The organism is Rheinheimera faecalis (assembly GCF_021290965.1).
Lineage (GTDB): Bacteria > Pseudomonadota > Gammaproteobacteria > Enterobacterales > Alteromonadaceae > Pararheinheimera > Pararheinheimera faecalis.
The window spans coordinates 175,356-189,484 of record NZ_JAJOYT010000001.1 but is presented as its reverse complement, the minus strand read 5'-3'; the positions used below and the strand labels follow the sequence as shown (position 1 = coordinate 189,484).

At 46.6% G+C, this 14,129-nt stretch carries 11 protein-coding genes and 1 riboswitch; of the genes, 7 read left to right on the top strand and 4 right to left on the bottom strand.

What is annotated here, in order from left to right:
- Positions 1-6 precede the first annotated feature (6 nt).
- Positions 7-540, top strand: a complete 534-nt coding sequence (locus LSG34_RS00815; protein ID WP_233006929.1) for a DUF2062 domain-containing protein — start codon at positions 7-9, stop codon at positions 538-540.
- Between the two features lie 33 nt (positions 541-573).
- Here the strand turns inward: LSG34_RS00815 and LSG34_RS00810 are convergent, their stop codons facing one another.
- Genes LSG34_RS00810 through LSG34_RS00800 form a run of 3 tightly spaced genes read right to left on the bottom strand, consistent with a single transcriptional unit; the run spans position 574 to position 3,736 of the window.
- On the bottom strand, positions 574-1,812 hold the full coding sequence (locus LSG34_RS00810) for a lipoprotein-releasing ABC transporter permease subunit (protein WP_233006928.1): 1,239 nt from the start codon (positions 1,810-1,812) through the stop codon (positions 574-576).
- Positions 1,805-2,503 (bottom strand): lipoprotein-releasing ABC transporter ATP-binding protein LolD, encoded by a 699-nt coding sequence (gene lolD, locus LSG34_RS00805; RefSeq protein ID WP_233006927.1) that lies wholly within the window; start codon positions 2,501-2,503, stop codon positions 1,805-1,807. The genes LSG34_RS00810 and lolD overlap by 8 nt, the downstream gene beginning before the upstream one ends.
- A 21-nt stretch (positions 2,504-2,524) precedes the next feature.
- Entirely contained in the window at positions 2,525-3,736 is a 1,212-nt protein-coding gene (locus LSG34_RS00800; protein ID WP_233006926.1) for a lipoprotein-releasing ABC transporter permease subunit, read from the bottom strand.
- A gap of 84 nt (positions 3,737-3,820) precedes the next feature.
- Here LSG34_RS00800 and LSG34_RS00795 point away from each other — a divergent pair, with 84 nt between their 5' ends.
- From LSG34_RS00795 to LSG34_RS00770, 6 genes are all read left to right on the top strand, one after another.
- Positions 3,821-4,462 (top strand): PilZ domain-containing protein, encoded by a 642-nt coding sequence (locus LSG34_RS00795; RefSeq protein WP_233006925.1) that lies wholly within the window; start codon positions 3,821-3,823, stop codon positions 4,460-4,462.
- A gap of 85 nt (positions 4,463-4,547) precedes the next feature.
- Positions 4,548-8,048 (top strand): transcription-repair coupling factor, encoded by a 3,501-nt coding sequence (gene mfd, locus LSG34_RS00790; RefSeq protein WP_233006924.1) that lies wholly within the window; start codon positions 4,548-4,550, stop codon positions 8,046-8,048.
- Positions 8,045-9,127: a CsiV family protein gene (locus tag LSG34_RS00785; protein WP_233006923.1), complete on the top strand. Its 1,083-nt coding sequence runs from the start codon at positions 8,045-8,047 to the stop codon at positions 9,125-9,127. Before mfd ends, LSG34_RS00785 begins: the two co-directional genes overlap by 4 nt.
- A 27-nt stretch (positions 9,128-9,154) precedes the next feature.
- On the top strand, positions 9,155-9,406 hold the full coding sequence (locus LSG34_RS00780) for an outer membrane protein assembly factor BamE (RefSeq protein WP_233006922.1): 252 nt from the start codon (positions 9,155-9,157) through the stop codon (positions 9,404-9,406).
- 62 nt (positions 9,407-9,468) lie between these two features.
- Positions 9,469-11,211: a DEAD/DEAH box helicase gene (locus LSG34_RS00775; RefSeq protein WP_233006921.1), complete on the top strand. Its 1,743-nt coding sequence runs from the start codon at positions 9,469-9,471 to the stop codon at positions 11,209-11,211.
- Positions 11,212-11,362: 151 nt separating this feature from the next.
- The gene (locus LSG34_RS00770; protein WP_233006920.1) at positions 11,363-12,205 is read left to right on the top strand and encodes an HDOD domain-containing protein; all 843 of its coding nucleotides are present in this window, start codon (positions 11,363-11,365) and stop codon (positions 12,203-12,205) included.
- A gap of 63 nt (positions 12,206-12,268) precedes the next feature.
- Here LSG34_RS00770 and lysC read toward each other — a convergent pair whose 3' ends face one another.
- On the bottom strand, positions 12,269-13,615 hold the full coding sequence (gene lysC, locus LSG34_RS00765; RefSeq protein WP_233006919.1) for a lysine-sensitive aspartokinase 3: 1,347 nt from the start codon (positions 13,613-13,615) through the stop codon (positions 12,269-12,271).
- A 110-nt stretch (positions 13,616-13,725) separates the two neighbouring features.
- A riboswitch (Lysine riboswitch) is annotated at positions 13,726-13,899 on the bottom strand.
- Positions 13,900-14,129 lie beyond the last annotated feature (230 nt).

Below are 14,129 nucleotides of genomic sequence, written 5' to 3'. Positions count from 1 at the left end.
GTTGTAATGGCAAAGAATCTAATTAAGAAATATCTACCAGATACAGAAAAAATCAAGCAGCACCCTTCGCTAAAGATCTTTGGCACTTTGTTGCATGACAACAATTTGTGGCACTTTAACCGTCGTTCTGCCCGTGGTGCTTTTGCAGTGGGTTTGTTTGTTGCCTTGATCCCTATGCCATTTCAGATGGTATTAGCCGCCGCTTTGGCCATTTTATTCAGAGTAAACTTACCTTTGTCAGCCGCTTTAGTCTGGTTGACCAATCCACTGACCATGGGACCGATATTTTTTATCTGTTACCAGTTGGGGGCGTTGATTTTGGGCCATCCTGGTCATCATGTAGAACCACAGGTCAGTTTAAGCTGGTTGATTGATAGCCTGGATACCATAGGTAAACCTTTCCTGCTCGGTAGCCTGATCGTAGGCTGTACCTTGTCGGCCTTAGGTTATGTGCTGGTGGATTATTTCTGGTGTTTGTCGGCGAAAAAAGCCTGGCAGAACCGCATTAAAAAACGCCAGAGTGAGACAGAACCCGACTAACTCTGACGTGTTTTCCAATTCAGATGTACTGGCTTAGCGTTGACCTAATACAAAAGCAGGCTGCACTTTGCTGGCGCTAAGAGCAGGATAAATAGTTGCCAGTAAGCTCATGATCAAAGCTATACCTATGGTCATCACCACTTGCATAGGCTCGATGTGGGAAGGCACATAATCGACAAAGTAGATACTGGAATCGAGCAAGCTAAAGCCAGTTAAGCTGGTGATCAAACGAAACAGCGGCTCTATTTGCCAGGCCAATAACAACCCCACAACACCACCGACCAAAGTACCGGTTAAACCGTTTAGCCAACCGAGCCACATAAAAGCTTTAACAATGCGACGTCTGGGCATGCCCATGGTCAATAAAATAGCGATATCACCTTGTTTTTCCCGCACCGCCATCACTAAAGTCGCGACAATATTAAAACAAGCGACGGCCAGTACCAGTACTAACACCAGATACAAAATACTGCGCACCATCTGAATATCATTGTATAAATGGCCCTGAGTGCGAAACCAGTCCAGCATATAAACATAATCAGTGGCCATATTGCCTAATTCACGGGATAGCGTAGGCGCTGTAAAAATATCGGCAATTTTAAAGGCAAAACCCTGCACTGCACCTTGTGGATAATTCAGCCATTGGCCTAAAGCTGCAATATCAACCCAGGCTTGCTGATAATCCAGCTGACCGCCAATACTGACGATGGCAACCACTGTTAAGCTGACATGTTTGTGGCTGGCGAGTTTACCGTCTGCTGTCACTTGTGGCAGCATCAGTTGCACTTCATCCCCGACTTTGGCTTGCACTTCGTCAGCTATGCCTTTGCCCAACACAATCTGATGTTCGCTGATTTGGCTTAAATCTCCAGCTACCACAAAAGAGCCTAAAGCACTGATGCCTTGCTCAAGCTGCAGATCAATACCCCGTAAACTGGCTGCTTTGACTTTAGCGCCACTGCGGATCATGGTATTGGTTTTGATATAAGGTGCGCCAGCTACGACGCCAGGATGCTGTTGCAACGGCTTAATTTTTTTCTGCCAGTTGCCAATAGGATCAGACACCGCCTGCAACTCGACATGAGGGATCACAGACAATAGCTTGTCTTTTAATGCCAGCTCAAAGCCATTCATCACTGACAAAGCCAGAATAAGAATAGCGACCCCCAGGCCTATACCTATAGTGGAAGAAGCCGCGATAAAACGAATAAAAGCGTTGCTGTTACGGCTTTTGCGATAACGCTGCGCCAGTTGCCAGGACAAACTAGCCATGACTTAAGCCATCCATCGTTTTGCCTAAATGGCCATCACGCATCCAATACTGCTGATCCAGCTTCTTCGCCAGTGCCAAATCATGGGTCACCACAATAAAGCTGGTTTTGAGCTCACGGTTTAATTCACGCAGCAGCTTATAAATACTTTCAGCGGTTTGATGATCCAGATTACCTGTAGGCTCATCCGCCAAAACAAGTGCAGGCTCCCCCACTAAAGCCCGGGCAATAGCGACACGTTGACGTTCACCACCACTCAACTCAGCAGGTCTGTGTTTGATACGATGCGCAAGACCCACACGAGTCAGCATAGCGGCGGCTTTTTGCTCGGCCTTTTCATTGGATTCGCCCCGGATAAGCAACGGCATAGCCACGTTTTCCAGCGCGGTAAAATCCATCAATAAATGGTGAAACTGATAAATAAAACCCAGTTTTTCATTACGCAGTTTGGCTTTGGCATTTGCAGATAACTTAGCGACAGATTGCCCTAACAGCATCATTTCACCGCTGTCTGGCTGATCCAAAGTACCCAGTATATGCAACAACGTACTTTTACCAGAGCCTGAGCTACCCACTATCGCCAGCATATCGCCAGCTTTGACTTCCAGACTGACCTGATGCAACACCGGAGTGACATTAGCGCCATCTGTGTAACTTTTACTGATTTGACGGGCCGTTAAAATACTGGTCATTGTAATACTGTCATCCTACTATTATTCGTCACGGAGAACTTCTGCTGGTTGTACTTGCACTGCACGCCAGGCTGGATACACCACAGCCAAGGCGGTCAGCACTAAAGCACAGACTACGATAAAGAAAATTTGCACTGGCTGAATATCCACAGGCAAAGCCACACCAGCGACTACACTAATGCCCAAAAGCGATAAAATACCGTTCAGCTGCCACGCGATAAGAATACCTGCCACAGCACCAGTTAATGTACCGAGCAAGCCGTTATTCATGCCTTGCACGGCAAAAACGGTAAAAAGCTGTGCATCTGTCATGCCCTGAGTTTTTAAAATGGCCACTTCACGTTGTTTTTCAGTCACCATCATTACCAGCGCAGAGACAATATTAAAAGCTGCCACTGCCACTATCAGTAATAACATCAGCCACATCATGGCTTTTTCCATCGCCACTGCAGAAAATAATTTGCCATGACTGTCGCGCCAGTCTGTCACTTTAGCAACAGCCGGGAATTCAGCAATTTCATTGGCTAAAGCCGGTGCAGCAAAAGGCTCAATCAGACTTAAACGCCACTGCGGTGCATCTTTGGCTTTGCTGCCAAGACGTTGTAAATCAGGCAAATGCAATAAAGCCACGCCGTTATCCACTTCTGAGCCGGTATTAATTAAGCCCGCTACGGTAAAGAGTCGTTGGCGTGGTAACCAGCCCATAGGCGTAAAACTGCCGCCTTCGGCCAGCAATAAACGGATTTGCTGACCAGGCCCTACTTTTAATTCATCCGCAAGGCCAGCACCTAAAATCACTGAATAAGGTTGTTTTGTTAAATCAGACCAATCACCCGCCACCAAAGACTGCTGCAAAAAAGCCGGGATTTGGGTTGGTTCAATGCCTTGCAATAACACAGCCGTCAGTTGACCTGGGCTTTGCGCTAAGGCTTCAAGCTGTAAATAAGGGGTAGCCTGCAGAATTTGTGGGTACTGCTGCTGCAAAGCCGCTATATCAAGTTGGTGAGTAGGCTCACTTTGCACTATTAAATGTGGGATCACGCCGAGAATGCGTTTTTTAAGCTCAGCTTCAAAACCGTTCATTACGGAGCTGACAATAGTCAGAGCCATCACACCTAAAAAAATACCTGTGACAGAAAACAGCGTAATAAAGGATAAAAAGCCATGGCCTTTCCGGCTTTGGCTATACCGCAAACCAATACGGACACTCAGGGGGAATTGCAGGCTTTTCACAGACTTCCACTTGGGTTTGAAGAAATTGCTGCGATAATAGTGATTATCCGTTAAGGTTACAAGCTTGCTACCCGAGGTATCCTTATGCAACAGCCAGGCAATACAACCATAGCCGCAGATTTAGCAGACGAATTTGCGGACTACTTTCAGATTGAGCATCAGACGACTGTGAATTTAGTGCCATTTTCCGGGCCTCTGCCGGATCAGGATGGATTTTTACGCCTTATTCCAGACGCCTTTAAAATGACCAGCGAATTAAGTCAGTTGAATAACTCCTCTATTCGTACTTTTAATGCAGTTAAAGATTTATCTAGCGACTTAGCTCTGTATTTGCAACAACAAGCCCGTAAACTGGACGCTTTAACCCATTACGTGCTGCGATCGCAAGACGACCCGAAACAACGTTTTCATACATTCAGCTATGGTGGTTCAGGCATACAGGTTTGGATGGACGAGACCGTAGCACAAGGCCAGGTTTACGAAGTAAAACTCTTTCTGGATAATAATGACGGTGCTTTATATTGCTTAGGCCAGGTACTGGAAGTGATAGAGCAACAGCGGTCAGAGCCTGAACAAAAGCCCGGTTATCTGGTAAAAATATTGTTTCGCCGCATTCGCGATGAAGACAGAGATATGGTGGTCAGAGCCAGTTTGCATGAGCAGTCCAGACAACTGAAACGTAAGGCTGAACAACGTCAGCAGCAAGCACAGCAAAGCCAGCAATAAATAAGATGTGCCGGTGCTAAACCTAAATCAAACAACAGACCGTACTAACAGACGGTCTTTTTATAACGAGTAAAGAATTTCCCTGATGATCCGCATTGAAGCATTACCAGTCCCCATCTCCAGCACCGATCAAAAACAATGGGGCCGCCTGTCCGGCGCTGCCTTGCCCTGGGCTATTTATCAGCTGTATCAACGCCAGAAAGGCCTTTATGTTGTCATAGTACCGGACACGACCACAGCGCTGCGCTTAGAGCAAGAGCTGATGGTGTTTTTCCATGAAAACGCTGCGGATGTCTGGACTTTCCCTGACTGGGAAACCTTGCCTTATGATGTATTTTCACCCCATCAGGATATTATTTCCCAGCGCATAAAAACCTTGTACAGCCTGCCACGTTTGCAACACGGCATAGTGATAGTGCCACTCAATACTGCGCTGCTGCGTTTAACAGATGCCAGCTATTTGCAGCAATACAGTCTGGTATTAAAAAAAGGCCAGCAACTGGATTTAACAGCGCTGCGCCAACAATTGGCCGCAGTGGGTTATCGTGCTGTGGATCAGGTGATGGAACATGGCGAATTTTCGGTGCGTGGATCCTTACTGGATCTCTATCCTATGGGCAGCACCCTGCCTTATCGCATTGACTTTCTAGACGATGAAATTGACGGCATTCGCCTCTTTGATCCGGATAATCAGCGCACTGTGCAACAAGTTCATGAAATTGAACTGCTGCCTGCCCACGAATTCCCACAGGATAAAGCAGCGATAGAACGCTTCCGTATTCGTTATCGTGAACGTTTTCCGGCGCGTAGCGAAAAAGAATCGCTCTATATGCAGGTCAGCCAAGGCCTGATGCCTGCTGGTATCGAATATTACCTGCCGCTGTTTGCTGAGCAAACAATGCCGTTATTTTCGATGTTACCCAAACAAACAATGATGCTGGCTGTGGGTGATTTGGAAGCTGCAGCTGAACGTTTCTGGCATGACTTACAACGTCGTTACCAGGACAGAGCTATTGATTTACTGAAACCTATTTTAAAACCTCAGGAATTGTATTTAGCGGTTGATGAGTTTTTCGCTCAGTTAAAACAGTGGCCACGCTTGCGTTTAAGCCGCGCTGAATTGCCGGAACGTGCCGGACAATCCAATGCCGCTGTGGCTGATTTACCAGAGCTTACGGTTAATCATCAGCTGAAAAACCCGCTGGAAAAGCTGCAGCAATTTATTGTCGATATCAAAAAGCAGCAAGGCCGAGTGCTGTTTTTCGTAGAATCCGAAGGCCGGCGCGAAAGCTTATTGCAGCTGATGCAGCGTAATCAAATTCGCTTGCAGCAATTTGCCTCGGTTGAAGAGTTTTTAACAGACCAGGTTGATTTAGGCATAGTTATAGGCTCGTTGGAACAAGGCTGCTTATTGCAAGGCAAAGCCAAGGCCAAAGCAGGTGAAGAGCCTTTAGCTTTAGTCAGTGAAAACGAGTTATTTGGTCAAAAAGTTACCCAAAGACGTAAACGTAAACACAGCCAACAAATCTCCGGCGATACCATCATCCGCAATCTGGCCGAACTCTCAGTCGGTCAGCCTGTGGTGCATTTACAGCATGGTATAGGCCGTTATCAGGGTTTGCAGGTGCTGGATGCCGCTGGTATCAGCGCTGAGTTTGTGACCATTGAGTACGCAGGAGGCAGTAAGTTGTATGTGCCTGTGTCGTCCTTGCATTTAATCAGCCGTTACACCGGTTCTGATCAGGACAATGCACCGCTGCATAAGCTTGGCAACGACAGCTGGGAAAAAGCCCGGCGTAAAGCAGCGGAAAAAGTACGGGATGTCGCGGCAGAACTGCTGGACGTGTATGCGCAGCGTGCCGCCCAGACAGGCTATGGCTTTAAAATCGAAGCCGACCAATACGAAATTTTTGCCGATGGTTTTCCTTATCAGGAAACTGTCGACCAGCTGGATGCTATAGCAGCAGTACTTGCCGATATGCAGGCCGAGCGTGCTATGGATAGACTTGTTTGTGGTGATGTAGGTTTTGGTAAAACTGAAGTCGCGATGCGCGCTGCTTTTGTCGCTGTGAATGACAATAAACAAGTAGCGGTTTTAGTACCGACCACACTTTTGGCACAACAGCATTTTGAAAACTTCCGTGACCGTTTTGCCAACTGGCCAGTCAAAGTCGCTGTGTTGTCGCGTTTTATCAGCGCCAAAGAGCAAAAGGTGATTCTGGAAGAAGCCGAACAAGGCAAAGTGGATATTTTAATAGGCACCCATAAATTGCTACAGGACGATATTCGTTTTAAAGACCTCGGCCTATTAATTGTTGATGAAGAACACCGTTTTGGCGTGCGGCAAAAAGATAAAATCAAAGCCTTGCGTGCCAATATCGATATTCTGACCTTAACAGCCACTCCTATCCCACGAACTTTAAATATGTCGATGTCGGGTATGCGCGATCTGTCCATTATCGCCACTCCGCCAGCCAAACGTTTAGCCGTAAAAACCTTTGTGCGTGAGCATGAAGAAGGCTTAATTCGTGAAGCTGTACTGCGGGAAATCTCCCGTGGGGGTCAGGTGTATTTCCTGCACAATGACGTAGCGACTATAGAAAAAGCCGCTGCTGACTTAGCTCTGCTGCTACCAGAAGCCCTAATTGGCATAGCCCATGGCCAGATGCGTGAGCGGGATCTGGAACAGATCATGGCAGACTTTTACCATCAGCGTTTTAACCTACTGCTCTGTTCGACCATTATCGAAACAGGCATAGACGTGCCTACCGCCAATACCATTATTATCAACAGAGCGGATAACTTTGGTCTGGCGCAGTTGCACCAGTTGCGAGGCCGTGTTGGTCGCTCGCACCATCAGGCTTATGCCTATTTATTAACTCCGCCGCCAAAACGCCTGAGCAAAGATGCTGAAAAACGCCTGGAAGCCATTTCAGCCTTAGAAGATTTAGGTGCTGGTTTTGCACTGGCCAGTCAGGATATGGAAATTCGTGGTGCAGGCGAGCTGTTGGGGGATGAGCAAAGTGGCCAGATTGAGTCTGTCGGCTTTAGTTTGTATATGGAAATGCTGGAACAAGCAGTTGAAGCGTTAAAAGCGGGTAAAGAGCCAAGCCTGGATGCGTTACTGAATCAACAAACCGAACTGGATATGAAACTGCCTGCCCTGCTACCAGATTCTTATATTCCGGATGTAAGCTTACGTTTGTCCTTTTACAAACGCTTAGCCTCCTGTCGCGACGAGCAGGAACTGGATGATGTACAGGTAGAATTAATCGACCGTTTTGGCTTATTACCGGATGCTGCGAAAAACTTAGTCAAAATCACAGAGTTAAAAATGCAGGCGCAGCAGCTTGGAATTAAACGACTGGAAGCCAACAGCAAAGGTGGTGTGCTAGAATTCGCCGAACGGACTTCAGTGAACCCGTCTTATATTATTCAGCTTATTCAGACTCAGTCGAAAGTCTTTAAGCTCGAAGGTGGTAGTAAGCTGAAATTTATCAAAGATTTACCTGATACTAATAGCAGATTCGCCTTTGTCAGCTTAATGCTGGATGACTTTGCTAAACATCAGACAGGAGCATCATGAAACATCTGCGTTTAACATCGCTGGGATTGGCTTTAGTGGCATTGTTTACCACAGCTCCAACCTTCGCCAATAGTTGGTATGAAATTGAACTAATAGCTTTTAGCCGCACTACGGATAAAACTTTAAAAGAGCAGTTTGAAGCGCCGACAGCGCCGTTAAAAACCAGCAATGCAATGGATTTAATGCGCCCGCTGGTGCAACCTGCAGTTGCTGACTTAATTAAAGCTATTCCAGCTTGCGCACCAACACCAGCTGCATCAGATGCAACAGCGCCTGCAGCTGTTTCCGCACCTGTTTCGACAACAACACAGCAACAAATTCAGCAACTGTTAAGCGAGCATCAACAAACTATGCAACCAGTTGCAGCAGCTCCGGCAGATTCATTGGATGTGCAATTAGACGCAGAACCTGTAGTAGCGTCTTTGTACCAGCTGAATTTTCAGAACTGTCAGATGGAACAATGGGATGCGGATGGTCAGTTGATAAGCAGGGCTTTAAGTGCACAAGAGCTGGCTTTACAATTGCCTGCACCAGCACAAATTCCGGCCACTTTTACTGGCGATGGCGTGGAGAAAGACAATGCCTATTTGGTCGGTCCTGATGGTCTGCAACTGAAAAATCTGGCGTACCAGTTACAACGTGAAGCAGGCAAACAACTTTTATTGCATACAGCATGGCGTCAGCCTTTGGTATCAGGCAGAAATAGCCGTAGCCATTGGTACGCAGGGGTGTATCAGAATGAAGCGGCAACAGAGACTGAGCAAAGTATAGATTTGATGCAACAAGTGCAACAACAGTTAGCCGCGGTACAGCAAGGTCAGAGCAGCCTGCAATTATGGTACAGTCCGTGGCAATTTGATTCTTTAGTTCAATTACGTTTGGGTCGCTTTATCCAGTTTGACGGTACTTTTTATCTGCGCCAGCTTGACGATGCCAACCAGCCTGCACAAATTGCAGTGAAACAAAGTGCACGCTTAACTTTAGGCCAAATTCATTACCTGGATCACCCGCGTTTAGGGGTAATTATTCAGGTAAAACGTTTTACCCCGCCACAAGAAACACTGGCGGAAACACTTTAAACAGTTAAATAACACAAGGAATCTGTTATGAAAAAAATCGTGGTTTTGTTAGCAGCTTTGGCGTTAGTAGGCGCCTGCAGCAAACTAACACAAGACAATTACAACCAGGTCAAAGCTGGTATGACGTACGACGAAGTGACCAGCATTTTAGGCACTGCGACTCATTGTGACGAAGCTGTGGGCACTAAAAGCTGCCGCTGGGGTGATGATGCTAAAAATATCAAAATCACTTTCTTAGCCGACCGCGCTACCGTTTTCTCCAACCACGGTATTCAGTAATAACCAGCTTAAATAATCAAGGGGGCTGTTTTGGCCCCCTTCTTCCTGCGTAAACCATCCTTATGCTGCAACTTCGAGACTATCAACAACAGGCGGTTAAATCCGTTTTAGTGCATTTTCGCCAGAAGCCAGATGCAGCAGTGTTGGTATTGCCCACAGGTGCAGGCAAAAGTTTGGTGATAGCCGAACTGGCACGATTGGCCCGTGGCCGGGTTTTGGTATTGGCTCATGTCAAAGAGCTGGTGGAACAAAACCATGCGAAGTACCAAAGTTATGGTTTAGAAGCCGCCATTTTTTCTGCCAGCCTCGGTCGTAAAGAAACCGCAGCCAAAGTGGTATTTGCCTCAGTACAATCAGTGGCAAGAAACCTGGCTGAATTTACTGAACACTACAGCTTATTAGTCATTGATGAATGCCACAGAGTGGGTGACGACGAAGACAGCAGTTACTTAAAAGTCATTCGCTCACTGCAATCACAAAACCCGGATCTAAAAGTGCTGGGCTTAACAGCAACGCCTTACCGTTTAGGTTCAGGTTGGATTTATCAGTATCACAGCCGTGGCCTTATCCGCACCACAGAACCCCGCTTTTTTAAATACTGTATTTTTGATTTGCCCATCCGTTTTTTATTAGGTGAAGGGTATTTAACTCCAGCCGTATTGATGGATGCGCCGGTATTAAGTTACGACTTTGCCGGCTTAAAACCAACGGCCAGTGGCTATTTTAAAGAAGCTGATCTGGATTTACGTATTAATCAGCAACAGCGCGCCACACCTCAAATTATTCAACAAGTGATACAGCAGGCACAAAGCCGCTCTGGTGTGATGATTTTTGCCGCCACCACAGCCCACGCCCGCGAGATTTTAGGTTATCTCCCCGCCAGTCAAACCGCTTTGATTTTAGGCGACACGCCACAAAAAGAGCGGGATGCACTGATCCACAGTTTTAAGCAAAAACAGCTGAAGTACCTGGTGAATGTGGCTGTATTAACTACTGGCTTCGATTCGCCGCATATCGATTTAATAGCTATTTTACGCCCGACAGAATCTGTCACTTTGTATCAGCAGATTGTGGGGCGTGGGCTTCGATTAAGTCCTGGAAAAACCGATTGTCTGGTTTTAGATTATGCCGGGAACCGCTTTAATCTGGAGCAACCTGATATAGGCGAACTGCGGCCAGAGCCAGGCACAGAACTGGTGACTGTACCCTGCCCCTTGTGTGGTTTTTTTAATAACTTTTGGGGTAAAACAGACGACAGAGGCCTGGTGCTGGAACACTATGGCCGCCGTTGTCAGGGCTATAAAGAGGATGAACAGGCCAAACCGCTAGCCTGTGGTTATCGCTTTAAAGCCAAATTTTGCCCGGACTGTGGTGCAGAGAATGACATTGCCGCCCGTAACTGCGGTGACTGTGGTCTGGTGTTAGTCGACCCGGATAAAAAACTCAAAGAAGCTTTAAGCTTAAAAGATGCTTTAGTCCTTTATGTCACTCGAATGCAACTGCAAAGCCATCAAAGTAAAGAAGGCAAAACCTCACTCAAAGTCAGTTACTTTTCAGCTGATGGCGCAGAAATAGCCGAATACTGGAGCCTGCAAACTAAAGCGCAAAAACAAAAGTTTTTAACTTTGTTTGTGCCACCTCATCTGGTCGACAGACACCGACCCTTCACTGAAGCCACAGTCAATAAAGTGCTGCAACAAGCCCACAGATTTTTACCGCCGGAGGCCATCATAGCGCGCAAGGATGGTCGTTTTTGGCAAATTCGTGACAAGTTGTTTCAAATTCAGGGTAAAGAAGCCGAATAATTCCCAGCATCTGGACAAAATGAAAAATTCTTTTGTTTTACTACTGGGCAAAGCCAGTGGAATTCGCTAATAATCAAGATGTTCGTCTACAACAAAATAAAAAGACACCACACACAGATAGTTCTCCTTTTTTGTCACAGGGTTGCAGTTTATGTCAAACGAAAACGCGTTATTAAGCTTGCTGGTTGAAAAAATCCAGAATGATACCTTGGTGCTGCCAAGTCTTCCTGAAATTGCCTTACGAATTCGTAAAATGGCGGAAGATCCAAATGTTAATTTAAACCAGATGGCAGACATTATTTCTCACGATCCGGCCATGTCGGCCCGTATGATGAAAATCGCCAACAGCGCCTTTTTAGGCCGCTCTGTTCATGTGAATTCATTGCATCAGGCGGTGACACGTATTGGTTTGCGTTATATCAAAAACATAGTGACAGCTATGGCGGTTGAGCAGTTGTTTGTCTCTCATTCCAGTTTAATCAAAGGCATGATGAGCAAAGTCTGGCAAGACACTTTAGAAGTAGCGGCTATAGCGCTTGCCGCTATGCAGCTTTACAACAGCAACTTAAAAGTCAGCCCGGTGAATTTCGACACCATGACCCTCGCTGGTTTAATTCATAATATCGGCGCTTTGCCTATTTTGACTGAAGCCGAAAAACATCTGGATCAGTTTGGTGACAAAGACTTTATCGCTGGATGCATCACAGATTTAGCTGGTGGTATAGGTGGAAGCATTTTACGTAAGTGGGAATTCCCGGATGAACTGATTGAAGTGGCAGAGCAATGGAACACCAAATTGCCTCACACTGATAAAGTGAATTATCTGGACTTTATCCGTATTGCCACTATTCAAAAAGGCCACTGCAAAGACAAAACAGAACCTCGTCTGGCATTAAAACCTTTTGCTGACCGCGGCTTAATCACAGGTGTTGATTTCTACCGCTCTCCTGAATTCACTGTGATTTATCAGGATATGAAACAGCTGTTTGTGTAATTGAAAAAGGGGTCAGATCACATTGTTAACAGTTAACAATGTGATCTGACCCCTTTTTAGTTTTTAATTAAATAACTTCTGGTGCAGCTCTTTCACTACTGCAGCAGCCGACGCATCCTGTACTAAAAAGCACAGGTTATGACGTGAAGCGCCGTGACAAATCAGTCGCATATTAATTTGCTCCAAAGCACTAAATAGCTCACCTGTTACGCCTTTGGTGCTGTGCAGATGATTGCCTATCACAGCCACCAGACTTAAGCCCTGCTCTACTGATACTTCACAGAATACTTTCAACTCAGCAATAGCAGGTTCTGTTGATGTGCTGAACGCGCTGCCAGCAGATTCGTCCAGAGTTAAAGCCACTGAAATTTCTGACGTCGTCACTAAATCTACTGATATTTGATGACGGCTTAAAATATCAAAGACCCGGGCTAAAAAGCCTGCAGCGTGTAACATTTCCGGGCTTTTCACAGTGATCAGGGTTTGAGATTTACGCAATGCTATGGCGCGGTACGCTGGTTTATGTTCCACAGTTTTTGCAATCCAGGTGCCACCGGCTTCAGGTTCACGACTGGAGCCGACAAAAACTTTGATATTGCGGCGCATCGCCGGAATTAAGGTGGCAGGATGCAATACTTTGGCGCCAAAAGTGGCCATTTCGGCTGCTTCATCAAAGCTGATTTCATTGATACAACGGGCATCTGATGTCAGGCGTGGGTCTGTGGTAAAGATCCCCACCACATCTGTCCAGATTTGTACTATATGAGCGTTTAAAGCTTCACCTAACAAGGCTGCGCTGTAATCCGAGCCACCACGGCCTAGAGTCGTAGTTTGCCCTGCTTCATCAGCACCAATAAAACCCTGAGTGACCACAATACGTTCTGATAGCAAAGGCTGCAGATGGCTTTGCGCTAATTCAGCAATCAGATGAATTTGCGGCTCGCCTTTACCAAAACGGCTGTCGGTGCGAAGCACACGACGCACATCAAAACACTCTGCTGCTGCGCCTCGCTCCACTAACACCTGGGTAAACAACACCGAACTTAAACGCTCACCAAAGGACTGGATCAGGTCTTTGTGCGCGCCAGAATACACAGCGCCACCTGTCTCAATCAGGTTACGTAAATCAGCCAATAAGGTATTGATTTGGGCAGCCACAGCTTCTGGTTGCTGCAGAGCATTCAGCACAGCCAAAGTAATACGCTCTATGCCTTCAAAGGATGCGTAACGGGCCTGAACTTCGGTTTGTTTGGTGATATCGACCAATAAATTAGTCACACCTGAACTGGCGCTCACAGCCACCAGACGGATATTTGGATCGGCTAACACAATATCAGCACAACGGGACATAGCCTGGAAATCGGCCACTGAAGTTCCGCCAAATTTGGCGACGATAAGTTGATTAGACATTCGAGTCTCTCCTTATTCAAAAAGTCATAAGGCAGAGCATGGCATTTGCAGGCAGTAAATAAAGTTGTAAAGCAGGCACGATGCTGCAAACAACTGATCACAGACACACAAAGGCCAGAAGCTCTCCACCACAAAAAACAGGTGACAGTCGTAAGGATTCAGCCTTAACAACCGGACCATCTGCCGCTACAGCATCTGGTCCTCGGCGTTAATCCCCCTCAAACATCCTGCGGCTTGTAGCAGCCTGAGATGTTCTACCTGGTTAACGCTCCTCTTCTGGTCTATACCCGTCGTACTTGAAGCTGCAGCTTTGTTGACTGCGTGCCCTCGCCCCAGTCACATAGGACTACTATGCTCCTGGGGACTCACACACTTGTCGTCGCGCTGCAACTCCAATTACTTAGGGTAGATACCCGCCGTACTTGAAACTGCAGTATACGGGCGGGGATAAACCCAGCCCCTACGTTCCAATTACGTAAGGTATCTCATAATCACGTATGATTGACGGCGCTGA

Bases quoted from the DNA above. Each gene is read 5' to 3' on its own strand.
- LSG34_RS00815 (WP_233006929.1), top strand. From the start codon at position 7: ATGGCAAAGAATCTAATTAAGAAATATCTACCAGATACAGAAAAAATC.
- LSG34_RS00810 (WP_233006928.1), bottom strand. From the start codon at position 1,812: ATGGCTAGTTTGTCCTGGCAACTGGCGCAGCGTTATCGCAAAAGCCGT.
- lolD (WP_233006927.1), bottom strand. From the start codon at position 2,503: ATGACCAGTATTTTAACGGCCCGTCAAATCAGTAAAAGTTACACAGAT.
- LSG34_RS00795 (WP_233006925.1), top strand. From the start codon at position 3,821: ATGCAACAGCCAGGCAATACAACCATAGCCGCAGATTTAGCAGACGAA.
- mfd (WP_233006924.1), top strand. From the start codon at position 4,548: ATGATCCGCATTGAAGCATTACCAGTCCCCATCTCCAGCACCGATCAA.
- LSG34_RS00785 (WP_233006923.1), top strand. From the start codon at position 8,045: ATGAAACATCTGCGTTTAACATCGCTGGGATTGGCTTTAGTGGCATTG.
- LSG34_RS00780 (WP_233006922.1), top strand. From the start codon at position 9,155: ATGAAAAAAATCGTGGTTTTGTTAGCAGCTTTGGCGTTAGTAGGCGCC.
- LSG34_RS00775 (WP_233006921.1), top strand. From the start codon at position 9,469: ATGCTGCAACTTCGAGACTATCAACAACAGGCGGTTAAATCCGTTTTA.
- LSG34_RS00770 (WP_233006920.1), top strand. From the start codon at position 11,363: ATGTCAAACGAAAACGCGTTATTAAGCTTGCTGGTTGAAAAAATCCAG.
- lysC (WP_233006919.1), bottom strand. From the start codon at position 13,615: ATGTCTAATCAACTTATCGTCGCCAAATTTGGCGGAACTTCAGTGGCC.